23 protein-coding genes and 2 pseudogenes are annotated in these 22,067 nt (G+C 67.5%); 11 read left to right on the top strand and 14 right to left on the bottom strand.

The window, feature by feature from the left end; translation table 11 throughout:
- Window positions 1–175 precede the first annotated feature (175 nt).
- Both ACLP25_RS19425 and ACLP25_RS19420 read right to left on the bottom strand, forming a co-directional pair.
- Entirely contained in the window at window positions 176–487 is a 312-nt protein-coding gene (locus ACLP25_RS19425; protein WP_442470801.1) for a copper-binding protein, read from the bottom strand.
- A 127-nt stretch (window positions 488–614) separates the two neighbouring features.
- A complete protein-coding gene (locus ACLP25_RS19420) occupies window positions 615–1,343 on the bottom strand; it encodes an SDR family oxidoreductase (protein ID WP_442470800.1) in 729 nt (242 codons plus the stop codon).
- A 488-nt stretch (window positions 1,344–1,831) separates the two neighbouring features.
- Between ACLP25_RS19420 and ACLP25_RS19415 the strand changes: the two genes are divergently transcribed.
- Window positions 1,832–2,017, top strand: coding sequence for a hypothetical protein (locus ACLP25_RS19415; protein WP_442470799.1), 186 nt, complete (start codon window positions 1,832–1,834; stop codon window positions 2,015–2,017).
- Window positions 2,018–2,410: 393 nt separating this feature from the next.
- A complete protein-coding gene (locus ACLP25_RS19410) occupies window positions 2,411–3,571 on the top strand; it encodes an acyltransferase family protein (RefSeq protein ID WP_442470798.1) in 1,161 nt (386 codons plus the stop codon).
- Between the two features lie 112 nt (window positions 3,572–3,683).
- Here the strand turns inward: ACLP25_RS19410 and ACLP25_RS19405 are convergent, their stop codons facing one another.
- The 3 genes from ACLP25_RS19405 to ACLP25_RS19395 all read right to left on the bottom strand — a co-directional run bounded on the left by ACLP25_RS19405 (window position 3,684) and on the right by ACLP25_RS19395 (window position 6,525).
- Complete coding sequence (locus tag ACLP25_RS19405; RefSeq protein ID WP_442470797.1) at window positions 3,684–4,430, bottom strand: ATP-binding cassette domain-containing protein; 747 nt, start codon at window positions 4,428–4,430, stop codon at window positions 3,684–3,686.
- Window positions 4,423–5,457 (bottom strand): ABC transporter permease subunit, encoded by a 1,035-nt coding sequence (locus ACLP25_RS19400; RefSeq protein ID WP_442470796.1) that lies wholly within the window; start codon window positions 5,455–5,457, stop codon window positions 4,423–4,425. Before ACLP25_RS19400 ends, ACLP25_RS19405 begins: the two co-directional genes overlap by 8 nt.
- A gap of 78 nt (window positions 5,458–5,535) precedes the next feature.
- The gene (locus tag ACLP25_RS19395) at window positions 5,536–6,525 is read right to left on the bottom strand and encodes an ABC transporter substrate-binding protein (RefSeq protein WP_442470795.1); all 990 of its coding nucleotides are present in this window, start codon (window positions 6,523–6,525) and stop codon (window positions 5,536–5,538) included.
- Between the two features lie 338 nt (window positions 6,526–6,863).
- Between ACLP25_RS19395 and ACLP25_RS19390 the strand changes: the two genes are divergently transcribed.
- Window positions 6,864–8,000: a flavin-containing monooxygenase gene (locus ACLP25_RS19390; RefSeq protein ID WP_442470794.1), complete on the top strand. Its 1,137-nt coding sequence runs from the start codon at window positions 6,864–6,866 to the stop codon at window positions 7,998–8,000.
- Between the two features lie 105 nt (window positions 8,001–8,105).
- On the top strand, window positions 8,106–9,131 hold the full coding sequence (locus ACLP25_RS19385) for a DUF1254 domain-containing protein (RefSeq protein WP_442470793.1): 1,026 nt from the start codon (window positions 8,106–8,108) through the stop codon (window positions 9,129–9,131).
- Between the two features lie 129 nt (window positions 9,132–9,260).
- Here ACLP25_RS19385 and ACLP25_RS19380 read toward each other — a convergent pair whose 3' ends face one another.
- The 3 genes and pseudogenes from ACLP25_RS19380 to ACLP25_RS19370 all read right to left on the bottom strand — a co-directional run bounded on the left by ACLP25_RS19380 (window position 9,261) and on the right by ACLP25_RS19370 (window position 11,347).
- On the bottom strand, window positions 9,261–9,623 hold the full coding sequence (locus ACLP25_RS19380) for a VOC family protein (protein ID WP_442470792.1): 363 nt from the start codon (window positions 9,621–9,623) through the stop codon (window positions 9,261–9,263).
- A gap of 100 nt (window positions 9,624–9,723) precedes the next feature.
- Window positions 9,724–10,524, bottom strand: a pseudogene (locus tag ACLP25_RS19375) (alpha/beta fold hydrolase); the annotation flags it as partial.
- Between the two features lie 109 nt (window positions 10,525–10,633).
- A complete protein-coding gene (locus ACLP25_RS19370) occupies window positions 10,634–11,347 on the bottom strand; it encodes an NAD-dependent deacylase (RefSeq protein WP_442470791.1) in 714 nt (237 codons plus the stop codon).
- A 65-nt stretch (window positions 11,348–11,412) separates the two neighbouring features.
- Between ACLP25_RS19370 and ACLP25_RS19365 the strand changes: the two genes are divergently transcribed.
- The gene (locus ACLP25_RS19365; protein ID WP_442470790.1) at window positions 11,413–11,592 is read left to right on the top strand and encodes a FitA-like ribbon-helix-helix domain-containing protein; all 180 of its coding nucleotides are present in this window, start codon (window positions 11,413–11,415) and stop codon (window positions 11,590–11,592) included.
- The gene (locus tag ACLP25_RS19360) at window positions 11,589–12,008 is read left to right on the top strand and encodes a PIN domain-containing protein (protein ID WP_442470789.1); all 420 of its coding nucleotides are present in this window, start codon (window positions 11,589–11,591) and stop codon (window positions 12,006–12,008) included. The genes ACLP25_RS19365 and ACLP25_RS19360 overlap by 4 nt, the downstream gene beginning before the upstream one ends.
- A gap of 117 nt (window positions 12,009–12,125) precedes the next feature.
- Here ACLP25_RS19360 and ACLP25_RS19355 read toward each other — a convergent pair whose 3' ends face one another.
- The 5 genes from ACLP25_RS19355 to ACLP25_RS19335 all read right to left on the bottom strand — a co-directional run bounded on the left by ACLP25_RS19355 (window position 12,126) and on the right by ACLP25_RS19335 (window position 14,917).
- On the bottom strand, window positions 12,126–12,323 hold the full coding sequence (locus tag ACLP25_RS19355; RefSeq protein ID WP_442470788.1) for a type II toxin-antitoxin system HicA family toxin: 198 nt from the start codon (window positions 12,321–12,323) through the stop codon (window positions 12,126–12,128).
- On the bottom strand, window positions 12,324–12,560 hold the full coding sequence (locus ACLP25_RS19350; RefSeq protein WP_442470787.1) for a DUF1902 domain-containing protein: 237 nt from the start codon (window positions 12,558–12,560) through the stop codon (window positions 12,324–12,326). It lies immediately after the preceding gene.
- 97 nt (window positions 12,561–12,657) lie between these two features.
- Window positions 12,658–13,476 carry an RMD1 family protein gene (locus ACLP25_RS19345; protein WP_442470786.1) on the bottom strand — a complete coding sequence of 273 codons (819 nt, stop codon included), beginning with the start codon at window positions 13,474–13,476 and terminating at the stop codon, window positions 12,658–12,660.
- Window positions 13,477–13,540: 64 nt separating this feature from the next.
- The gene (gene bluB, locus ACLP25_RS19340; protein ID WP_442470785.1) at window positions 13,541–14,197 is read right to left on the bottom strand and encodes a 5,6-dimethylbenzimidazole synthase; all 657 of its coding nucleotides are present in this window, start codon (window positions 14,195–14,197) and stop codon (window positions 13,541–13,543) included.
- Between the two features lie 117 nt (window positions 14,198–14,314).
- Window positions 14,315–14,917: a carbonic anhydrase gene (locus ACLP25_RS19335; protein ID WP_442470784.1), complete on the bottom strand. Its 603-nt coding sequence runs from the start codon at window positions 14,915–14,917 to the stop codon at window positions 14,315–14,317.
- 178 nt (window positions 14,918–15,095) lie between these two features.
- Here ACLP25_RS19335 and ACLP25_RS19330 point away from each other — a divergent pair, with 178 nt between their 5' ends.
- The 5 genes and pseudogenes from ACLP25_RS19330 to ACLP25_RS19310 all read left to right on the top strand — a co-directional run bounded on the left by ACLP25_RS19330 (window position 15,096) and on the right by ACLP25_RS19310 (window position 20,962).
- Entirely contained in the window at window positions 15,096–16,547 is a 1,452-nt protein-coding gene (locus ACLP25_RS19330; protein WP_442470783.1) for a DUF6880 family protein, read from the top strand.
- A gap of 72 nt (window positions 16,548–16,619) precedes the next feature.
- Complete coding sequence (locus ACLP25_RS19325) at window positions 16,620–16,910, top strand: AbrB/MazE/SpoVT family DNA-binding domain-containing protein (protein WP_442470782.1); 291 nt, start codon at window positions 16,620–16,622, stop codon at window positions 16,908–16,910.
- Window positions 16,897–17,286, top strand: a complete 390-nt coding sequence (locus ACLP25_RS19320) for a type II toxin-antitoxin system VapC family toxin (RefSeq protein WP_442470781.1) — start codon at window positions 16,897–16,899, stop codon at window positions 17,284–17,286. Before ACLP25_RS19325 ends, ACLP25_RS19320 begins: the two co-directional genes overlap by 14 nt.
- Window positions 17,287–17,387: 101 nt before the next feature.
- Window positions 17,388–18,220, top strand: a pseudogene (locus ACLP25_RS19315) (SDR family NAD(P)-dependent oxidoreductase).
- A gap of 246 nt (window positions 18,221–18,466) precedes the next feature.
- On the top strand, window positions 18,467–20,962 hold the full coding sequence (locus ACLP25_RS19310; RefSeq protein ID WP_442470780.1) for a cation:proton antiporter: 2,496 nt from the start codon (window positions 18,467–18,469) through the stop codon (window positions 20,960–20,962).
- Between the two features lie 36 nt (window positions 20,963–20,998).
- Here ACLP25_RS19310 and kdpA read toward each other — a convergent pair.
- A partial coding sequence (gene kdpA / locus ACLP25_RS19305) for a potassium-transporting ATPase subunit KdpA (protein WP_442470779.1) occupies window positions 20,999–22,067 on the bottom strand: 1,069 nt, incomplete at its 5' end.

The raw sequence follows: 22,067 nt of genomic DNA, 5'->3' as shown, positions 1-22,067 counted from the left end.
CGAATCGCCCGGCATCCCCTCATCCACGGCTATCGCCCTCCACCTTCCCCCACGGCAGAAGGGATCGACGGCGCCGCCGCGGAAGCTCTCTCCTTTGGGGAGAGGGACTCCGCGAAGCGCCGGGGCGAGGGCGCGGCGGCGGCGACCTGATGTGACTATCCTCCACGCGCGGGCGCTACTTCCCGCGCCCGACGACGGTCGCGTCGAGGATGACATACTTGCCGCCGTCGATCTTGAAGGCGATCGTGTCGCCGGGCCGCAGGCCCCGGCTGATGTCCGGGGTCTCGACCCGGTACATCATCTCCATCGCCGGCATGCAGCCCTTGATGGCGTCGTGATCGAGGGTCAGCGCGCCGGTCCCCGGCTCGATGGCCTTGACGACGCCGCGGCCGAAAAAGATCCCTTGCGCCCCGGTTTCCACGACGATGTCCGCGTCCGCCGCCAGGAGCAGCGCCGCCAGCGCCCAGACTGGATGCAGAAGCGTCATGTCCGCCTCCCTGACGGCCGCCGCCCGGCTAGAGCGGGATGAGTTGAGATCGAATCGCGCAGCACACCCTTATCCGGCCCTCCGGGCAGCGGAGGCTTCAGAGGCGCGGCGAGGTTCCCCCGGTCGTTCAGCAGCAGGTGAAGCCGCCGTCGATCGGCAGCGAGACGCCGGTGATCATCGAGGCGCCGTCGCCAAGCAGGAACACGATCGGCGCGGCAATCTCATCTTCGGTCGCCCAGCGGCCGAGCGGCATCTGCTTGAGGAACGGCTCCCCGATCTCCGGACGTCCCCAGTAGAAAGCCGACATCGGCGTCATGACGACGGTCGGGTTCACACTGTTGACCCGGATGTTGTATTTCCCGAGCTCCAGCGCCGACACCCGTGTGATGTTGTCGAGGGCGGCTTTGGAGGAGCCGTAGGAGATGTGGCCCGCAAGCGCCACGAGCGCGGCCTGGCTCGACATGTTGACGATCGAGCCGCCCTTGCCGAGGCGGATCATCGACCGGGACGCATATTTGGTGACGAGCAGCGCTCCCCGTGCATTGACGCTGATCACCTGGTCGAACACGGCGATGTCCGTATCCATCGGCGTTGCGATCTCGCCGCCGAAGCCGCCGCAATTGACCACGCCCCAGACGTCGAGCCCTTCCAGGGCGCCCCGGACGCTGTCTTCCGACGTCAGGTCGAACGCCAGCGCGCGACAGCCGGTCTTCGAGGCGAGATCTTCAAGGTTCGGCTTCGAGCGGGCGCTGGCGACGACGTCGGCGCCCGCAGCGACGAGCTGACGGACCGTCGCCCCGCCGATCCCGCCGCTCGCGCCCGTCACGAGCACCGGCCGTCCATCGAAACCCCACATTATCCGTTCCTCCGACCGGCGCCGCTTTCAGTTTCCTCGCGATCCTCGTTGCGAAGATATCGCGCTTAGGTCCCATCGGGCTACATCGGAGATGGGCGGATTCTCATCGTTCGAAGCCGAAGCCATGGACGGGCGCAGTTGCGCAAGGAGTGGGCATTACTTCTACGATGTTTTGGCTAGAACGGGAGGATGACAGACTCGGCCTGCGGATGGAGCTTAGGGCTGGATCAGCCGCCGACCCGAATTCCGTCTGTGGCGGCATCCCTCCCGCCGCATCAGCCGATTCCTGCGACACGGGGAGGCGCCTCTCATTGTGAGGGTTCGACATTGCGAAAACGGCAGGATCGAAATTTTCACGGATTGTCCAGAGTGTGATCGTTGTCACAGCCAGATGTTCGATCTTGGGTGAATGTTGTTTGGGTGGCATGAGGGAGACGACGCGCGGAAGCTGCGCCGGAAGTCGGCCTTAGCAAGGAAGGACTTTCATCATGAGCATTTTTCAGAGTCATGCCGGCAGCAACCTTGTAAATCGTGAGGATCGGACGATGACGACGCTGGCGGTGGTCGGCGCCGCAGTTGTGGCGGCGCTGGCGATCTTTGTTCTTGCCGCAGCAGCGGTCGGGGTCCCGGTTGCGCCGCAGAGCCAGTCCGCTCCGTCAGTGGACGGCCCGTAAGCCATCGCTCCCGTGCACGAGCTTTGATAACGCGCTCTCGTTTAGCGCCGAGACGCTTGCTTCGCCTCGGCGCGCGATTTTTTGATTTTACTTTTCATCGAGTCATGGGGCCCCGATCGGGGGGCTAGGCCGAAGAAGCCGTAGCGCTTGGAAAAATGCTGGACAAATTTGGCTTTTTCCTGCTCGGGGCGGTCATTCCTGCGGCCGCAACGCCGGCGCCGGCTTAGGGACCGGATCGGCCAGAAAGGGCCGGCGTGACCGCTCAGGGCTCCCGTTCGCGGCTTACAAGCCAAGGTGCGATCGACATGACGCCACCGTGTTCGATCTGCGATCAAGCCTCCACGGTACGATGTTGAATTTGACGCTCATGGGGTTGGGGGCGAAGGCATGTCCATGAACAGACGTTATATCAAAGCAGTCCCGGGGCTCGACGCCGTGCGTTTTTTCGCCGCCATGCTGGTAATGTTCTACAATCTGACGGTGTATACTTGGGCAGCAAAATCCGCTCATAGATCCAAAGTTCTGGCCGCGAGGATTGTCAGCGGCGATGTTGCGTTCCCCGAACTCTTCCACATCACCTGGTGCGGGTTCATCGGAGTTCAGATTTTCTTTGTCATCTCTGGCTTCATCATCGCCTATTCGGCCGCAGGCGCCGGCGCGCTGATATTCTTGCGAGGCCGGATCGTCCGCCTGTTTCCGGCCGCCTGGATCTGCGCGACGGGAACGATCGTTCTGCTCTGGGCGCTTCATATCGACGTTCGCGAGGCGCTCTGGCCGCGCTACGTAGACACGATAACGCTTTCGCCATTCGGCCCGTGGGTCGATGGCGTCTACTGGACGCTAGGCATTGAAATCGTTTTTTACGCGCTCATGCTCGGGCTGATCGCGGCGAACGGATTTCGACAGCTCATCGTCCTTTGCTATGTGATCGGCGGAGCGAGCGCCGCATACTGGTTGATCGGCGCCTTGGCTTTTCCGTCTTTCCAGCTGGTCCATTTGTGGGACAGGTATCTGCAACTGTCCCTGCTCGAACACGGCGTCTATTTCGCATTAGGCATGCTGGTCTATTGCGTGACCCTGGGCGGTCGTTCGGGGGGCCATGCGGCGTTCGCCGCCTTGCTTCTGCCAGCGGCGGCGGTCGAAATCCACACGAAAGCTCTCGACAACAATCTGACCTTTCAGTCGGCCGAGCCAGACGTCGTTCCAATTGCGATTTTCCTGCTCGCGCTTGTCGCGATTCTTGCTTCGCTCAGGTGGAGGCCAAACGAGGCCACGGCGCGGAGGCTTCGTATGGCAGGGCTCGCGACCTATCCGCTCTATCTTATTCACGATGTTTTCGGCGCCGCGGTTCTAAAGTTCGGCGTCGACCTCGGCCTCAACCGGTTTGCGGCGCTGGGTGTCGCGGTAACGCTTTGCGTCGGGGCCAGTTGGTTCGTCGCCGCAGCCCTCGAGCCGATGGTTCGCAGGCGTCTCGGTTCTGCCTTTGACCGGGTCTTGCAAGTCACTCGGATGGCGGGAAGAAATGCGGTGAGGCTCGTGGCGCCGGCAACCTAAGGGAGCCGCTTTCGCGTCGAGGCTCATTCGGAGGTCGGTGACACCCGCGCCGCCGACCTGGCGAACGGGATCGCCGCGCGAGGCGGGACAAAGCGCTGGAACGTCTGACGCGCTACGCCCCCACCATCAGCTTGACGATCTCGTCGTGCGACGTCTCGGACGGCTTGCGCTTGCCGGAATTCTCCCCGTGGCGGAAGACGACGATCTCGTCGGCGACCTCGAAAATGTCGCGCAGGTTGTGCGAGATGAAGATGATCCCCTTGCCCTGCGCGCGCAGCGACTTGACCAGCGCCAGCACGCGGCGCTGCTCGGGCACGCCGAGCGCCGCGGTCGGCTCGTCCATGATGACCAGCCGGGCGTTCCAGTAGATGGCCCGGCCGATGGCGATCGCCTGGCGTTGGCCGCCGGAGAACGCCGCGACCGGAGCGTCGAGCCGCGTGACATGAAAGTCGAGCCGCGCCATCGTCTCCTTCGCCGCGCCGGCCATCTTCGCCCGGTCGAGGATCGGCAGGACGCCGAACAGCATCCGTTTCGGCTCGCGGCCGAGAAAGATGTTCTCCCCGATCGACAGATTGTCGGCGAGCGCGAGGTCCTGATAGATCGTCTCGATGCCGTTCTCGCGCGCCTCCTGAGGCGTGGCGAAGTCGATCGCCTTGCCTCCCAGAAGAATCTCGCCCGCGTCGTGGCGGAACACGCCGGAAATCGCCTTGATGATCGTCGACTTGCCGGCGCCGTTGTCGCCGGCGAGCGCGACGACCTCGCCCGGGTGGACGTCGAAGGACACCGCGTTCAGCGCCTGCACGGCGCCGAAGGATTTCGAGACGTTCCGTATCGACAGAATCGGCTCGGCGTCACTCAACCTGTCGCCCTCCCATCAGGCGGCGCTGGGTCTGGTCGACGAACACCGAAATGATGATGACGACGCCGACCGCGATGAACTGCCAGAAAGGCTCGACATTGATAAAGACGAGACCGTACTGGATGACGGCGATGACGAGCGCGCCGGCGATCGTGCCCCAAATCGTGCCCGATCCGCCGAACAGGCTGGCGCCGCCGATGACGACCGCCGCGATCGAATCGAGCAGCAGCGGCTCGCCGGCCTGGGGAGCGCCGGCGGTGAAGCGGCCGGTGTACATCGCTCCCGCGACGCCGGCCATGATCGCCGAGAGCAGATAGATTTGCAGCGTCAGCCTCTTGATGTCGATCCCGGCGCGGTTCGCCGCCGGCTTGCTGGCGCCGAGCGCGTAAGTGTGCTGACCGAAGCGCGTCTGCGACAGCATGTAATGCAGGACGAGGCAGGCGACGCCGGTGATGATCACCAGCACCGGGACCCCATAAACCCGGCCGTTGCCGATCGCGCTGTACCAGTCGTTGTCGATGGCGACGGTCATTCCGCCGGCGAAAAGATAGGCCGCGCCGCGCGCAACGCCGTACATGCCGAGCGTGCCGATGAAGGGCGGGATCTGCAGGCGGGAGACGAGCAGGCCGTTGACGAAGCCCGGGAAGATCGCGACCGCCGTCCCGCTGAGGATCGCCGCCACCATCGCGACGAACGGCGGCAAACCCAGCTCGGCGGTGAAGTAGTTGGACGCATGCGCCGCGATCACCGACGACAGGCCCATCACGAATCCGAGCGACAGATCGATGCCCGAGGAGATGATCACGAAGGTCTGGCCGAGCGCCAGCAGGAGCGGCGCGGTGGCGAACACCAGGATCGACTGGATGTTGTAGACGTTGAAGAGGAACGAGACGCCTTCCGCCGCGCGCGCCCAGATCTCGAAGAAGGCGACGAGCACGACCAGGAACGCCCAGGCCCTGAGCTGCGCGATCCAGAGAAGAATTGGGTGGGCAAGCCGTGCCGGAGGCGACGTCGCTGCAATCGTCATGCGGTTCCTAGGCGAATTGGACAGCGCAGATCGCCGGCCCTTTAAGGGCCGGCGGCTCTTAAGCGCTCAACCGTGCGATCACGAGCTCTTGTAGAGGAACCGCGAGACGTTCGGGTCGTCGATGTTGCCCTTGGTCATGACCGTGAAGCCAGTCCCGATCGCCGTCGGAACCGGGTTGCCGGTGAGATGGGCGTAGGCGACGATGTATCCGAAGTATCCAATCTCCGCGGGATGCTGCGCGATGGTGAGTTCGAAGGTGCCGTCCTTCAAAAGGGCGACGACCGACTCCGGCGCGTCGAAGCCGGCGATCTTGACCACGCCCGACTTCCCGGCCTGCTTGACGCCGTTGGCCGTGCCGGTGGCCGAGAACAGGTTGGCGCCGAACACGCCGGCCAGATCGGGCACCCGGCCCATGACCGCCTGCACCTGCGCCGCCGCCTTGTTGGCGTCGTCGTCGTTGAACTGGGTCTCGAGCACCTCGATCCCCGGATGGTTCTTCATCTCCAGCTTGAAACCCTCTTCGCGCTGGTCGGTGGTCGAGACGCCCGGCTTGACGTTGGAGACGTAGACCTTGCCCTTGTCGCCGATCGATTTGGCGAGCGCGCGCGCCGCGATGCGTCCGCCGAGCACGTTGTCGGACGCGACGTAGCTGATCGGGAAATCAGCGTCGCCCGAACCGGTCTGGAATACGCCGTTGCCGATGAATGTGTCGACGCACACGACCGCGATCCCGGCGTCGAAGGCCTTGCGCAGCGGCTTGATGAACTGGGTCTTGTCGGTCGGCGCGATCATGATCGCGCCCGGCTTCTTGGCGATGATCGCGTCGAGGATCGGCGCCTGAAGCGAGACGTTCCATTCCGCCGCGCCCTGGTAGATAAGGTCCGCGCCGACCGCCTTCGCCGCCGCTTCCGCCCCCTTATGCATGGTGATGTAGAAGCCGTCGGACGTCAGTCCGGGGATCAGGGCGATCGTCGGCTTGTCCGCGGCGCTGGCGCGGCCGGGAACAAGCCCGGCGCCGGCCATCGCCGCCGTGGCGCCCATGAGTTTCAAAGCTGTGCGACGTTCCACGATTTCCTCCGTACGCTATTGATTGTGTGATTGCGCCGCTGGATCTTGCGCGCCCTTCGAGGAGCGCAGCTTCGCAGCGCCGCACCTTTTCGTCAACGAACGCGTTCCCCCGAATCTTCATGGCTGATGCGCGGCCGACGGGGGAGGACTGCCGCCGGAGCGCGTCTGCCGGCTCGGCCCTTTTTCCGCCAGGGCCCTCGTCCTTCGGTGCTATCGGCAGGCGCAGCAGCCAGATCTTCGAGAGGCGACCGGCCACACGACCGCCGAAGAGCGGGTTCAGTCTGTGGCAGACTACAGCGCCCTCGCCTTGGGGCGGCGCGTTAGACCGGAAGGGCGCGATGTCCGAACCCTGCGACGCCCTGGTGATCGGCGCCGGGCCAGCGGGTCTGGCTGCGGCGGCTTGCCTTCGCGAGCGCGGCCTCGATCCCGTCATCCTCGAAAAGGCGGACGCTGTCGGCGCCGTGTGGCGGCGCCACTACGATCGGCTCCGCCTGCACACCGACCGCCGCCACTCCGCGCTGCCCGGCCTTGCCATGCCGAAGACTTACGGGCGCTACCCATCCCGCCTCGACGTGGTCGCCTACCTCGAAAATTATGCGACGCAATTCGGGCTCGTGCCGCAATTCGGGACTTTCGTCCACGCGGTCCGTCGCAGGGGAACGCTGTGGCGGGCGGAGACGGAAGACAAAACCTTCGAGGCGCCCGCAGTCATTGTCGCGACGGGCTGGGCCGATTTCCCCTATTCTCCTCGGTGGCCGGGAATCGAGACTTTCGGCGGTGACGTCCTGCACTCCGCCGGCTACCGCAATCCCGACCGCTTTCGCGGACGGCGCGCGTTGGTCGTCGGCTTCGGCAACTCAGGCGGGGAGATCGCCCTCGACCTGGCGGAAGCCGGCGTCGAGGTTGCGATTTCGGTGCGCGGCCCGGTCTGCATTTTGCCGCGCGAACTCCTCGGCCTCCCGATCCTCGCCTGGGCGATCGCTGAGCAAAGGCTCCCCGCGCGCCTCGCCGATACCCTCAACGCCCCCGCCATCCGGCTGGCGGTCGGATCGATCGAAAAGCTCGGACTCGAGCGGGCGGCGAGAGGGCCACTCCAGATGATCGAAGAGGATGGCCGCATTCCGCTCTTGGACGTCGGGACGGTCGCGATGATTCGCTCCGGTCGGATCGCGGTTCGCCCGGGCGTCGAGGCTTTTTCGCCGGCATCGGTCCTGTTTGCCGACGGCCGCACGGAGCCGTACGACGCGGTCATCCTCGCGACGGGATTCCGGCCGGACCTCAGCGCCCTGCTGCCGGACGCGGCCGGCGTGCTGAACCTCGCCGGCAGACCGCTCGTCAGCGGGCGGCGCACGGCGGAGCGAGGACTTTTCTTCTGCGGCGCGATCGCCTCGCCGACCGGTCAGTTGCGGGAGATCGGAATCGAAGCGCGCCACATCGCGGATTCCGTCGCGAAGGACCGTTCGTCTCCCGCGTGACGAGATCGTTGTCTGCGGATCGTCAACCCGACACTATGCTGGCGGCCCCGGCGAGCGCTCCCGAAAGGGACTCGAATCCACCCTACCCTTGCGACGGAGACGACGATGATTTTCGCCCTGCTGCTTGCCGCTGCGGCAGCCGCGACGGCGCAGCCCGCGCCGCGGCCGGCGGCGTCCCCTCCTGTCCCCGTCACCCCCGACAATTTCGCCCGCGCCGAATCCGATCTCAATTTCGCCGGCCTCGTGAAGGAGGCGGGGTTGGGGAAGTTCGTCCATCGCCGCGACCCGACCACCCTCGACCATCAGGGCGTCCTGCGCATGAACCGCGACACCCTCTACTCGGCGGCGGTGTTCGATCTCGACGCCGGACCCGTCACGATCACCCTGCCGGACGCGGGCAAGCGATTCCTGTCGCTGCAGGTCATCGACGAGGACGCCGACACGCCGGAGGTTTTCTATGGTGCGGGCGCCTTGAAGCTCACCAAGGAGGCGATCGGGTCGCGCTATGCGCTCGCCGCCGTGCGAATCTTCGTCGACGCCAACGATCCCAAGGACGTCGAGGCCGTCCGCGCCCTGCAGAACGCGATCAAGGTCGATCAGCCCGGCGGACCCGGCGCGTTCTCCGTCCCCAACTGGGAGGCGGCGAGCCAGGTCGACGTCCGCACCGGCCTGACGGTGCTGGCCGAGACGCTGCCGGACACGAGAGGCATGTTCGGGCCGCGCGGCGGGGCGGACCCGGTGCGGCGGCTGATCGGCGCGGGCGCCGCCTGGGGCGGACTGCCGGAGCAGGACGTCCTTTTCTTCAACGTCGTCCCCAACCGCAACGACGGCAGGACCGTCCATCGTCTGACGCTCAAAAACGTCCCGGTCGACGGCTTCTGGTCGGTGAGCGTGTACGACGCCGACGGCCGCTTCGCGTCGAATGCGCAAAAGGCCTATACGGTCAATTCGGTCACAGCGAAGGCCGAGCCGGACGGCGCGGTCGTGGTCCAGTTCGGCGGCTGCGACGGCCATATCCCGAACTGCCTGCCGACTCCGCCCGATTGGAGCACCATGGTCCGCCTCTACCGGCCGCGCGCGGAAGCTCTCAGCGGGGCGTGGAAGCTGCCGGCGGCCGAACCCGTCCAATAGGTGGAAAGAGCCAACGGTCCCTCCCGGCGCTTGAGACTGGCGGCGTTGGCGGGGCCTCGGAAACCGAAAGCGAAAATCACTGGCCGGGCGGCGGGCGCGAGCCGTTCGCTACGCCCGCACGCCAGTCGCCTACGCGGCGGAGAAGGTCACGGCTTCGACGTTGTGGCCGTCGGGATCATAGACGAAGGCCGCGTAATATTCGGGACCGTATTTCGGCCGCAGCCCCGGAGCGCCGTTATCGCGCCCGCCTGCCGCGACCGCAGCCTTGTGGAAGGCGTCGACCGCCGCGCGGTCGTCGGCCCGGAAGGCGAAATGAATCGGGCTTGCCGCGAGGCCGAGCTGACCGATCCAAAGCCGTCCATACGGTCCGCCAATCACGGCCCAGCCCTCCCCCTCCCGAAGCACCTGCATGCCGAGCGGCGCGAGCGCCGCGGCGTAGAACGCTTTGCTCTTCCCGAGATCGTCGACGTTGAAACCGATATGGTCGAACATGGTCCTGTCCCTCGCTCGGGACCGGCCGGGCTCCCCCGCCGCGTCCTCGGCCAAGAGTTTCCCACGACCGCCAGAGATGGTCCAGCAGCGCGTCGCGCACGACCTCGGGGGCGTCGTGGATGACCCAGTGGGTCGCCTGGGGGATGCGCCTGAGGCGCGCATTGGCGCAGAGCGCGACGCTGTCGTCGGCGAGTTTGGGGACGCCGAACTCGTCCCGGTCACCCCACAGGACGAGCGTCGGCGGCTTCAGGCTCTTCGGCGCGGGGGTGGCTAGCTCCGCGACGAACAGCGCGCGATACCAGTTCAGCATCCCGGTCAGCGCGCCGGGCCGGCCCCAGGCCTCGCGATAGACCTCCAGCGCTTCGGGCGAGAAGGCTTCGGGCCGCGCCGACGACCTGAACGCTCGCGAGAGGCCGGCAAAATTGCCGAGCTTCAGCGACATCTCCGAAAGCCAGGGCATGCGCAGGATCTGAAGGTACCGGCTTTTGATGCGCTGCTCCGGATCCTCCCGTATCGCCCGAAGCCACACCGCAGGGTGCGGGGCCTGGATCATCGTCGCGCTGGTCAGCCGCCTCGGGTCGAGCCCGGCCATCGTCCAGGCGACGGAGGCGCCCCAGTCGTGTCCCACCACATGGAACCGCTCGCGGCCCAGCGCGCTCGCGAGAGCGAAGACGTCGACCGCCGCGGCGCCAAGCTGATAGGCCTCCGCGCCCTCGGGCTTGCTCGACAGGTTGTATCCGCGCTGATCCGGCGCCACGACACGAAAGCCGCGCTCGGCCAGCGGCCGGAAATAGTCGCGCCAGCCGAACCAGAACTCGGGGAAGCCGTGCAGGAGAACGACCAGCGCTCCGTCCTCCGGCCCGGCGGCCGCGTAATGGAGGGTCACTCCGTTGACGGGCATGAACCCGAATTCGATGAGAGAGTCCGTCGCCAATGGGTCCGATCTCGGCTTGGTCCGGCCTCGCGCATACGCGATCCGCCGCCGGACGACGCCCCCGCCCTCCTTTCGATCACGTTCTGAGCAATTCCTCAACCCAGGCCGGGACAGTCTCGCTCGCCGGCCCGTAGCGGGCCTCGTCGAAGCAATAGGCGTTGTCGGCCGCATCCAGGTTGATCTCGCAAGTCGGGACGCCGTAGGCGGCCGCCTCGGCGACAAATCCGGCCGCGGGATGGACCGCGCCCGACGTGCCGATCGCCACGAACAGGTCGGCGTTGCTGAGAGCGGTGTAGATGGCGTCGAGATGAAGGGGCAACTCCCCGAACCAGACGACGTCGGGACGCAGAACGCCCGAATGGCCGCACTCGGGACAGGCGTCGTCGATGTTGAGGTCGCGCGGCCAGATCGTCGTGGCGCCGCAAATCTGGCAACGCGCCTTTAGAAGCTCGCCGTGCATGTGGAGGACCCGCTTGGAGCCGGCGCGCTCGTGCAGATCGTCGATGTTCTGGGTCACCAGGGTCAGCCGGCCGCCTCGCGCGGGGAGCCCCTGCTCGAGCCGCGCGAGCGCGAAATGCGCCGGGTTCGGCTTGGCGTTGAGGAGGTTCCGCCGCCGTGCGTCATAGAAGGCGAGCACGGTCGTCGGATCCCGAGCGAAGGCCTGCGGGGTCGCGAGCTTGCTCGCATCGAACGTCGACCAGATCCCGTCGCCCGACTTGTCGCGAAAGGTTCCAAGTCCGCTCTCTGCGGAGACGCCCGCGCCAGTCAGGACGAAGATATGTTTCGACATGCCGTGTCCCTAACGTCGTGGGGCCGGCCTGACAATGAACAGAGCGCACGCACCGCGCGCTGAAAATGCGCGCGCGAAAGCATGGCCGATCGACCGAGGCGGAAATTCGGGCGATCCTGGACGCGGCGGTCGCCGGCTCTCCCGAGCCCCGGATCGGGTCGGCGCTGACCGCTCTTGGTGGCCGCATTCGCAGCGTCGAATTCGAACGCGACGGAACGCCGCCCGAGCCGATCCGTTTTGAATGATCCTCGTCGATACAAGCGTGGTTTCCGAGCCGATGAAGGCGCGCGGCGATCCGCGGGCGGCCGCGTGGCTCGATCGGCAGGCGCCGGGGACCCTGTTCATTTCGACGATCAGCGTCGCGGAGGTTCTGTTCGGGGCGGCGGCGCTCCCGGCGGCCAGGCGGCGGCCCCGGCTCGCGGAGGTCTTCGAAGACGAAATCCTGCGACTCTTTGCCGGCCGCATCCTGTCCTTCGATCTTCCGGCGGCGCGGGCTTACGCCGCCATCATGGGCGCCGCTCGCGCGCGGAGGCTCGCGATCGGACTCGCCGACGGCCAGATCGCTGCGATCGCCGCCGCGAACAAGCTTTCCGTCGCGACCCGCGACGAGGCGCCGTTTAAGGCGGCTGGCGTGGAGACGATCGACCCCTGGGTCGAATGACGTTTCCCTGGACCTGCCTCGGCTCAATGCCCCGCCGTCGCGATCCAGATCTGCTCGACCGAGGCGATTCGACCGCGCTCCGACCGTCGAGGCGGCCGGTTAGGCGAAAACGAGGGCTCAAAACGCCTTCGGGAGACCCGCCTGCCGGAGTATCGCATTCGCTGTGTGTCGGCTGGGAATACCGATTGGCACAGGAAAATGGTGTTGCGTATTCGGGCTGCGCCAAATCTCGTGGCTCCCTCGTCCCGGTCGAATAAATTCGCATCCCGCTTTGATCAACAAGTCGCGCAGCGGGCGATCGATTTGCGGCACCATTCACGCGGCCGCGGGAACCGCTTCGCGTATCGCCATCACCTGAATGAAGATGGACTCCGGCGCCACATCCGGATGATTGTCCGGCGCAACATCTACAGCCATTCGCGATATCTTGTCGAACAATTCGTCGAGGGTGGGCGCGTCCGCCGCGGCGGGAATGTCGTCACAATGGCCGCTCCACACGCGGGCGTCCGGGTCCCAAACCGCCGACACCGTGAAGATTACCGGCTTGCTCATTGCTTCCTCTTGCGCTCGGACCGCGCACTTCCGCCTTCAAGCTTACCATTCGCCGGTGCGAAGGGGAAAGCCTTGATGACCGCCGCCGGTCGTGACCTCACCGCCCCGCCGTCGCGATCCAGATCTGCACCATCGCGGCGATGAGCTCCGCGACGATCAGCAGGATGATCGCCCATTCGAGCCGGGTCGCGCGGTCGGCGTCGATGATGTCGGTGAGCGCGTGCGCGGTCTCGACGATCACGTCGAGCTTGCGCTTGAGCACGCCGGCGCGCTCCTGCAGCTCGTACTCGTCCTCGAGCCTCGCGTAGAGGCGCTCGAGGTCAGGCCGGTCCCACAGCACGTCCGGCTTTTCCTCGACCGCGACGCGGCCCGAGACCCGGTGCTGGACAAGAAGCGCCTGGCCGATCAGGCGCAGCATGTGCCGCCGGCGGAACGGCGTCCGGCCCGAGGCGGCGAGCTTCGCCGCGAACGGCTCGATGACGTCGAACACCTTGTTGACCTCGCGCTCGTCGCGCGCCAGCGCCACGGACTTGGCGAGGGCGTCGGCGACGACCAGAAAGCGCTGCGGCGAGAGGTCCTTGACCTGGATCGGGCCGCCGGACGATTTCTGCTCGTCGCCGACCGGCGAAATCTCCAGAATGGCGGTCTCGTCGTCGCCTTTCGCCCGCTCGCCGCTCGTGCGCGACTGGAGCCTCGCCAGCGTGTCCTCCTCCTCGAGCGGCGTCAGGCCGACCATCACCGCAACGCCGAACCGGAACAGCGCGACCAGCCCGTGCGCACCGACGCGGAAGGCGAGCGGAAGCAGCGAGATCGTGTCCGGCCGCTCGAGTCCGACCGTGTCGATGCGATCGCCCACGATCAGGGCTCTAGCCGTCAGGCGCGTCGGCGCCTCGACAATCGGGATCACTTCGCTCATGCAGCCTAAATACGACGGCGCGCGCCCGGACGCCAAGCGCGCGCGGCCGCGTCAAGGCGACGCGTTACCGCCTGAGGACCGGATGAGCCGTGCGGGCCTGCCAGCCGATCCGCTCCAATTCGGGCGTCCGATGCTCCTCCTCCGGCCAGCCGACGCAAAGGTAGCCGACGAAGCTCCACGCCTGCGGCAGGTCGAGCGTCTCGGCCAAGGCCGCCGGCTCGAGGATCGACACCCAACCGACCCCGAGACCGTAGGCGCGCGCCGCGAGCCAGAACGTATGCAGCGCGCAGACCGCAGAATAGCGCCGGGTCTCCGGCATGGTGCGCGCGCCGAGGCCGTGGCCCTGCCCCGTCTCCTCGTCGCAGAACACCGCGAGATGGACGGGCGCCTCGACGAGGCCGGCGAGCTTCAGTTTCGCGTAGAGTTCGGCCCGCTCGCCGCGATAGGCGGTGAGCGCCTCCTGATTGGCCGCCTCGAAATTGGCCCGCACCGCGGAGCGCCGCGCCTCGTCGTCGACCCGCACGAAGCGCGTCGGCTGGCAATTGCCGACCGAAGGGGCGAACCCGGCGAACTCAAACAGGATGTCGAGGGTCTCTTCGGGAACCGGCTCGGTCCGGAACCGGCGCACGTCGCGCCGCCAGGCGAGAAGGTTCATGAACTCGGCCCGGAAGGCCGCATCGAAGCGGCGCTCGATGGTTCCGACGCCCGCCTCCGCCTTCATGCCGCTCCTCCTGCCGCACCCTGCGCCAAAGCCATATCGCCTCGCGACAGGCGTCCCGTAAAGGGAATTATCCGCGCCGCCCGTCCCGCACGCTGGCGGCAGCCGCCCTCAGGCCGCTCACGTCACCACGTCGAGCGAGTCCTTGCCGACGCTCGTCAGCACCCCCGTGTGCACGTCGAACAGAAACCCCTGAAGCGTGAGCCGCCCGGCCGCGACGGCCTCGGCGATCCAGGGGAAGGTCATGAGGTTGGCGAGCGACAGTCGAACGACCTCGGCCTCGATCCGGGAGAGCCGCCCCTCTTGCGTTTCGCCCGCCGCCTCGACCGCCGGCCGGCCGATCTCGACCCACGAGGCGATGAAGTCGGGCGCCTGCGGCGGCGCGCCGAAGGCCATCGCCCGCACGCCGCCGCATTGCCCGTGGCCGAGCACGACGAGGCGGTGGACCTTCAACACCCTGACGCCGAATTCGAGCGCCGCGCTGGTGCCGTGGTAGCCGACGTCGGGCTGGTAGGGCGGCACGATCGCCGCCACGTTGCGCACCACGAACAATTCGCCCGGCACGGCCGCGAAAATGGTCTGAGGATCGACACGCGAATCCGAGCAGGCGATCACCATCGTCTCCGGGCTCTGCCCCCAATGGGCGAGCGCTTCGTAGCGGGCCCTCTCCGCCGGCCAAATCTCGGCGCGGAATTTCCGGTAGCCTTCGATCAGGGGATCCATGGGCAGGCCTCACATCGTCGGACGGGAATTGCGGCCTTGCGATACCCCCTGGGGCCGCCCGTGGCAACGCCGCTCGCGCCGGCGGCGATGGCGCGCGATGCGCTGGCGGCAATAATCCCGCGCCCATCGATTCGAAAACCGCGCGACCGCGCGCCGCTTGGGAAAGGACATCGGGCAGATGGCGCGAAGGCCAGCGCTCAGCATCGATTCCCTGATCGGCCTCGGCGCCCCGCGGCTTGCGGAGCTCGCGCTCGAGGAGGCCGGGAGCAACCCGGCCTTCAAAAAGCGCCTCGACGCCGCGCTTGCGGCGGCCGAAGGGCCCCATGCGGTGTCGGCGATCGTCGACAAACGGCTTGCGGCGCTCGAGAGGGCGAAGGGCGCAATCGGTTCGGGCCGCATCCGGGCCTTTGTCGAGGACCTGTCGGCCACGCTGAAGATCATCGCGGGCGATCTCGCGAAGATCGACGCCGACGGGGCCACTGAGCGCCTGATCAGGCTGCTCGCCACCGCCGACCGGACGCTTGCGCGGTCGGCCGTTTCCGACGTCGACATCGCCGGCGTCTATCGCGCGGCGGCCGCCGCGCTGCCCGCGCTGATCGGACGCCTGTCCGCTGACGAGGCCGCCCCGCTCGCCGACGGCCTCTACAGGCTAGCGGCGGACTCGCGCAGCGCCGTGATTCACGCCTCGATGGCGGAGATTCTGGCCGCCACGCCGCAGGGCGTGGTCGAGACGCTCGACGCCCGTCTGGCCAAGGCCATCGAGGCCCTCGCGTCGAGCGGGGCCGGGGACGCCGATTGGAGCCTGCGGGCGCGAGCGCGCCGCCTGATCGAGTTGCGCCAGCGCATCGCCGACGCGCGCGGCGACGTCGACGCGTTCATCGCGCTCGAATCCGCATGGCCCGGGCACGCTCCCGACTCCGCCGCGATCGCCGAGCGGCTGATCGACGCGGGCCGCGCCCGCGAGGCGCTCGAATGGCTCAGCCGTCCGGCCCCGCCCGCAATCAAGATGCTGAGCATGGCCGATCTTCGCGTCGGGCTTCACCCGCGCGATCCCGGCGCCGATCGGCGCGCAAAGCTCGAAGTCCTGGCGCTCGAGGCGCTCGGCGACCGCGAAGCGGCGCAAGCGCTGCGCTGGCGCCTGTTCGCCGAGACGCTCGACGCCGACATGCTGCGCCAGCACGTCGCGCGCCTGCCCGACTTCGAGGACGTTGAGGCGCTCGACGCCGCCTTCGCCCTGGTCCTAGCCTCGCCGCTCCTCCATGCCGCGCTGCGTTTTTTCATCCAATGGCCGCGCCTCGATCTCGCCGAACGCCTCGCCGTCGAGCGGCGCAAGGAGTGGGACGGAAAGCGATACGAGGCGCTCGCGCCGGCGGCCGAAGCGCTCGAACCGAAGCACCCCCTCGGCGCCGTCATTCTCTATCGCGCGCTGGTCGATTCGATCCTCGACCGGGGCCTGTCCCTCGCCTACGCTCCCGCCGCGCGCTACTACGGCGCGCTCGAAGGGCTGGAATCGCGCGAAGCGCCCGGCTGGCCGATCGAGCTGCACCGGCACTATCGCGCCGAACTCCGCCGCCGGCACGGCCGCAAGTACGGCTTCTGGAGCCGGGTCGAGGCGGAGGGCTGGCGGTAGGCGGCGCGCCTTGCGCCGAAGGGAAGCGCTCCCTATCTTACCTGCCTCTTACCAACGCTGGAGGTGCGGCCCATGGCGAAAGCCGCGAGCCTGAAAACGAGGGTTTCGACCAAGGGCCAGATCGTCCTGCCCAAGGCGATCCGCGACCCGCGCGGGTGGGCGGCCGGCGTCGAGCTGACGATCGAGGAGCGGCCGGACGGAGTCCTCTTGCGGGCGGCGCCGAAGGACGAGCCGACGCGCGTCGAAGACGTCTTCGGCAGTCTCGGCCCGGTCGAGCGCGTCGTTTCGATCGAGGAGATGAACGACGCTGTGCTGGAGGAGGCCCGGCGCCGCTGGCTGAGGAAGACTCGTGATCGCGATTGACACGAATGTCATCGTGCGGTTCCTCGTCGATGACGATCACAGTCAGGCCGAGCGCGCGAAAAACCTGATCGCGGCCGAGGATACCTTCCTGGCGACGAGCGTCCTGCTCGAAACGGAGTGGGTCCTGCGAACCGCCTATGGACTGCCGCGCCAGGACGTGTGCGACAAACTGCGGGCCTTTCTCCGTTTGCCGCGCGTTGCGGCGCAGGAGCGTGCCGCGGCTGTCGCGGCGCTCGACTGGGCCCGGCAAGGCATGGACTTCGCCGACGCGCTGCATCTGGCGACTTCGTCCGAGTGCGAGGCTTTTGCAAGCTTCGATCGGGCGCTCGCCAAGGCCGCCGCAAGGATTGGCGCGGTGGCGGTGCGGGCGCCTTGAGCCCTCGGGCGTTGGCGCCTCTTAAGCCCCCCAGGTCTTTCGGCTATCGTCGGATTCCGCGCGCCGGCGAGGGTCCCGGCGATGAGTGAGGGGAGAACGCCATGGGCGCATTGAGCGGAAAGGTCGCGATCGTCACCGGCGCAACCAGCGGCATTGGCGAGCGGATCGCCGAAGTTTTCGTCGAGGAGGGCGCCCAGGTGGTCGCCGCCGCCCGCCGAGAGGCGGAAGGCGCGGCCCCCTCAGCCTCCATTTTGTCCGCGCCGACGTCGCCAAGGAGGACGACGTCAAAGCGATGGTCGTCGAAACGGTCGCACGCTTCGGCCGCGTCGATTGCCTCGTCAACAACGCCGCATCGCCCCAGCCGATCGTCGGCGTCGCCGACAGCGACATGGGCGTATTCGACGCGGTCATCGCGGTCAACGTGCGGGGCCTGCTGATTGGCATGAAGCACGTCGCGCCGATCATGGTCGCGCAGAAATCCGGCAGCATCATCAACGTCGCCAGCGTCGCGGGCCACCGCGGCGGCGTCTCCGGCCACATCTATTCGGCGTCGAAGGGCGCGGTTCTCGCGCTGACCCGCTCGGTCGCGATCGAACTCGGCGAGCACGGCGTCAGGGTCAACAGCCTCTCGCCGGGCGCGATCGTCACCGGCACCTTCGCCAAGGCCGCGGGGGTCGAGGGAACCAAGGCCGACCGCATCACCGGTCTGGTGAAGGAGCTGTTCGCCCATGCCCAGCCGATCCCTCGCGCCGGCCTGCCCGAGGACATTGCCCGCGCCGCCGTGTTCCTCGCGAGCGACGGCGGAAGCTTCGTTAACGGCCAGGATCTCGTCATCGACGGCGGCATGATCGCGACCACCCGAGGCTGGTCGGAAATGACGAGGCGCCGCGGCGACCTCGGCGCGCGGCTGCGCAAGGCGGCCGAGGAGCTTTAGCCCCAGTCGACGAGCCGCGCCGGACCCGCTCGCGGGACGGCGCGATGCTCACGGTTGGTCTGGATCAAGTCCGCGGCCGCATCACGGGGCTCGGCGTCAGCGCAATAGACACGTCCAGCGCGCCTTTTCATGCAGAATGTTGGGCGCCGCCGGCAAGCGCGCCGTAAACGTTGACAAGCTAAAGCCGCCGCCTCGACAGTGCGGGTCGCGCTCGCCCCGGCGGCGCCAAACCCGCGCAGGAGCCCCTTGCCCGATATCATCCTCGTTCTGGCCGTGTTTGCGGCGCTGCTGATTCTGGTCGCGCTCAGCCAGCCGATCGCCGAGCGGCTGAGGCTCGCTCCGGTCGTCCTTCTCGCCGCGATCGGCGCGGCGATCGGGACAACCTCGGCGCTGCTGACCCGTATGCATCTGTCGGAGGGAACGGGGGAAGTTGTCCGCCTGTTCGCCAATCTGCCGCTCGGCTCCGAGACGTTCATCTACGTCTTCCTGCCGCTGCTCATCTTCGAAGCGGCGCTGACGACCGACGTCAGGCGGGTGCTCGACGACGCGGCGCCGATCCTCGTTCTCGCGGTGATCGCGACGCTGGTGGCCGCGGCGATCGTCGGCTTGGCGCTCTGGCCCATCTCCGGCCAGCCGCTGGTGGTCTGTCTCCTGCTTGGCGCCGTCGTCTCGACCACCGATCCGGCGGCCGTCATCGCCATCTTCCGCGACGTCGGCGCGCCCGCGCGCCTGACCCGGCTCGTCGAGGGCGAATCGCTGCTCAACGACGCCTCGGCGATCCTGGCCTACACCGTGCTGCTCGGGATCATCGTCGACGGCCGCGAGCCGCATCTCGGCGACGGCGCAATCGAGTTCGCCGTGTCCTTCTTCGGCGGCGCAGCGCTGGGCTTCGTCGCCGGGCGCCTGACGCTCTCGCTGGTCGGCTGGACCCGCGACAATCCGCTCGCCGAGGCGACCCTGGCGCTCGCGCTCGCCTATCTGTCGTACATCGTCGCGGACAGGATCTTCCATGTGTCGGGCGTCGTCGCGACGCTGGCGGCGGGCATGACGGTGAGCGCGGTCGGACGCACCCGGATCGACCCGCGCAACTGGTCATACCTCGCCGGCGTATGGAGGCAGGTGGCGTTCTGGGCCAATTCGCTGGTCTTCCTGCTGGCCTCGATCCTGGTGCCGAAGCTGCTGCTCGACCTGCAATTCCACGACATCGTGCTCGTGGCGGCGCTGGTGGTCGCGGCCTTCGTCGCCCGGCTCGCGGTGCTGTTCGGGCTTCTGCCGCTGCTCAGCCTCGCCAAGCTGACGAAGCCGATCAGCAACGCCTACAAGATTGCGATCGCCTGGGGCGGATTGCGCGGGGCGCTGACGCTCGTGCTCGCGCTCTCGGTGACCGAGAACCCCGCGATCCCCGCTTCGGTCCAGCGGTTCGTCGCCGTGCTGGCGACGGGCCTCGTGCTGTTCACGCTGCTCGTCAACGGCACGACGCTGCGCTTTCTCATCCGCGCTCTCGGTCTCGACCGGCTGTCGCCGGCCGATCAGCTGCTGCGCGACCGGGTGCTGGAAGTGTCCTACGCCGACGCGATCGCGCTCATTCGTAAATCCGCCGAGGAGCATGCGCTCGATCCCAAGGCGGCGGCGCGGGCGCTCGCGCCCTACGAGGTCTGGGTGAAGGAGGCCTCGGCGCGACGGGCGGTTCGCGGGGTCACCCTCACCGAGCATGAGCGCGTCACCGTCTCTCTGGTCGCCCTCGGCAATCAGGAGCGCACGCTGGTGCTACAGACGCTCGCGTCGCGCACGGCCTCGCCCGCGGTCGTGCAGGCGCTCATGCGCAACGCGGATGCGCTGATCGAGGGCGCGCGCGCCGACGGGCGACTCGGATACAAGCGCGCCGCCGAGGCGGGCCTCGCCTTTCCCATCTGGTTTCGCGCCGCCTATTTTTTGCATCGGCGCCTTGGAATTCGGCGCTTTCTCGCCGAGCAGCTCGGCGAGCGGTTCGAATGGCTCTTGACCATGCGGCTGGTGATCCAGGAGCTCGCCAGCGCCTCGGCGAAGCGCTCGCGGGCCATCTTTAGCGATCGCGTCGAAGCGTTGGTCGACAAGATCCTCACCGACCGTCTCGACCGCATCAAGACCGGCCTCGACGCGCTCCGCCGCCAATATCCGGACTACGCCGCCGCGCTCGAAGCCCGTTTCTTGCGGCAATCCGCCCTGCGGCGCGAGATCGGCCGCTACCGCGCGCTTTATGACGAAGGCCTGATCGCGGCGGAGGTCTTTCGCGATTTGGCCTCAGGCGTCGAGGACGCGCGCGCCGCCGAGGCCCTGCCCCGCTTCGACATCGGGCTCGACACGCGCGCCCTGATGGAGCGGCTGGACCTCTTCGCCGGGCTCGACGACAAGCACCTCGACAGTATCGCGCGGCTCCTCAGGCCGCGTCTCGTCGTGCCGCGCGAACTGATCGTGCGGAAAGGCGACCGCGGCGACACGGCGTTCTTCATCGCCTCCGGCGCAGTCGACGTCGCGCTGCCGCAAGGTCACGTGCTGCTCGGCAGCGGTGACGTGTTCGGCGAGATGGCGCTCATCACCGGCGAGCCGAGACAGGCGGACGTCCGGGCGCAGACCTACAGCCGCCTGCTGGTGCTGCGCCGGGCGGATTTCCAGAACCTGATGCGGGCCAATCCCGACCTCAGCGCCAAGTTCAATTCCATCGCCGCGAGCCGGCGGGCCGCGAACCTGTCGGCGATTGCGTGAGCCGCAAGACCACGAGAGGCGCATCGCACCGCAATCTCAGAATGTCGCGCCCCGCGCCGCGAGGACGTGCTCTGCGACCGGCCCGAGGGCGAGCGCCGGCAGGTATTGCAGCAAGGTGACGACCAGGATCACGGCGAGCAGGAAACCGATGAACAGCGCGCCGTCGGTCGGCATGGTCCCGGCGGAGGGTTTCGCCTTCTTCTTCGCCGCCAGCGACCCGGCAATCGCCAGGATCGGGATCGCATGCGCGAACCGGCCGAGGAACATTGCAATTCCCGTGGTGACGTTCCACCAGGGCGTGTTCGCGTTCAGGCCCGCGAAGGCCGAACCGTTGTCGGCGGCGCTCGAGGCGTAGGCGTAGACGATCTCGCTGAGGCCGTGCGGACCGCCGACCCCGAGGCTGTCAAGCGCGATCTTGATCACCGACGCAGCGCCGGCGAAAACGAGCACGAGAGCCGGCGACAGAAGCAGCGCGAACGTGGCGAACTGCATGTCGCGGGAATTGATCTCCTTGCCGAGATATTCCGGCGTCCGTCCGATCATCAGCGCGCCGATGAAGGCCGTGATCAGGACAAGGAGGATGAGGCTGTAGAGGCCGGTCCCAACGCCGCCCGGCGAGATGCAGCCGAGCAGCAGATTGAACATCGCGACGAGGCCCGAGAGCGGCATCGCCGATTCGAGGACCGCGTTCGACGCGCCGGTCCCGGTGCCGGTCGTGGCGTCGACGAACAGCGCGGCGCCCGCGTGGCCGAAGCGCAGGTCCTTTCCTTCGAGGTTGCCGAGCGAAGAATCGACGCCGAGCGCGGCGAGCGCCGGATTGCCCGCCGCCTCGACCTTCCAGACGACCGCGAGCGCGATCACGAAAATGACCGCCATCATGATCAGCAGCGCGTGTCCCTGCCGGACGTCGCGCGCCATCCGGCCGAAGGCGAAGACGAGCGCGACCGGCAGCACGAGCTGGCTCCAGTTCTGCAGGACGTTGGACCAGACGCTCGGGTTCTCGAACGGATGGGCGGAATTGGCGTTGAAGAAGCCGCCGCCGTTGTCGCCGATGAGCTTGATCGCCTCCTGGCTCGCCACCGGCCCGATCGCGATCGCCTGCTTC

The sequence above is a fragment of the Roseiarcus sp. genome, from assembly GCF_052145395.1.
In the GTDB taxonomy this organism is placed as follows: domain Bacteria; phylum Pseudomonadota; class Alphaproteobacteria; order Rhizobiales; family Beijerinckiaceae; genus Roseiarcus.
This window is presented reverse-complemented; position numbering and strand designations above follow the sequence as displayed.

Excerpts from the sequence above, each read along its gene's own strand:
- ACLP25_RS19330 (WP_442470783.1), top strand. The coding sequence starts at position 15,096 with ATGGCGCGAAGGCCAGCGCTCAGCATCGATTCCCTGATCGGCCTCGGC.
- ACLP25_RS19420 (WP_442470800.1), bottom strand. The coding sequence starts at position 1,343 with ATGTGGGGTTTCGATGGACGGCCGGTGCTCGTGACGGGCGCGAGCGGC.
- ACLP25_RS19355 (WP_442470788.1), bottom strand. The coding sequence starts at position 12,323 with ATGGTGCCGCAAATCGATCGCCCGCTGCGCGACTTGTTGATCAAAGCG.
- ACLP25_RS19425 (WP_442470801.1), bottom strand. The coding sequence starts at position 487 with ATGACGCTTCTGCATCCAGTCTGGGCGCTGGCGGCGCTGCTCCTGGCG.
- bluB (WP_442470785.1), bottom strand. The coding sequence starts at position 14,197 with ATGAAGGCGGAGGCGGGCGTCGGAACCATCGAGCGCCGCTTCGATGCG.
- ACLP25_RS19380 (WP_442470792.1), bottom strand. The coding sequence starts at position 9,623 with ATGTTCGACCATATCGGTTTCAACGTCGACGATCTCGGGAAGAGCAAA.
- ACLP25_RS19370 (WP_442470791.1), bottom strand. The coding sequence starts at position 11,347 with ATGTCGAAACATATCTTCGTCCTGACTGGCGCGGGCGTCTCCGCAGAG.
- ACLP25_RS19360 (WP_442470789.1), top strand. The coding sequence starts at position 11,589 with ATGATCCTCGTCGATACAAGCGTGGTTTCCGAGCCGATGAAGGCGCGC.
- ACLP25_RS19385 (WP_442470793.1), top strand. The coding sequence starts at position 8,106 with ATGATTTTCGCCCTGCTGCTTGCCGCTGCGGCAGCCGCGACGGCGCAG.
- ACLP25_RS19325 (WP_442470782.1), top strand. The coding sequence starts at position 16,620 with ATGGCGAAAGCCGCGAGCCTGAAAACGAGGGTTTCGACCAAGGGCCAG.
- ACLP25_RS19390 (WP_442470794.1), top strand. The coding sequence starts at position 6,864 with ATGTCCGAACCCTGCGACGCCCTGGTGATCGGCGCCGGGCCAGCGGGT.
- ACLP25_RS19400 (WP_442470796.1), bottom strand. The coding sequence starts at position 5,457 with ATGACGATTGCAGCGACGTCGCCTCCGGCACGGCTTGCCCACCCAATT.
- ACLP25_RS19415 (WP_442470799.1), top strand. The coding sequence starts at position 1,832 with ATGAGCATTTTTCAGAGTCATGCCGGCAGCAACCTTGTAAATCGTGAG.
- ACLP25_RS19345 (WP_442470786.1), bottom strand. The coding sequence starts at position 13,476 with ATGAGCGAAGTGATCCCGATTGTCGAGGCGCCGACGCGCCTGACGGCT.
- ACLP25_RS19350 (WP_442470787.1), bottom strand. The coding sequence starts at position 12,560 with ATGAGCAAGCCGGTAATCTTCACGGTGTCGGCGGTTTGGGACCCGGAC.
- ACLP25_RS19410 (WP_442470798.1), top strand. The coding sequence starts at position 2,411 with ATGAACAGACGTTATATCAAAGCAGTCCCGGGGCTCGACGCCGTGCGT.
- ACLP25_RS19365 (WP_442470790.1), top strand. The coding sequence starts at position 11,413 with ATGCGCGCGCGAAAGCATGGCCGATCGACCGAGGCGGAAATTCGGGCG.
- ACLP25_RS19335 (WP_442470784.1), bottom strand. The coding sequence starts at position 14,917 with ATGGATCCCCTGATCGAAGGCTACCGGAAATTCCGCGCCGAGATTTGG.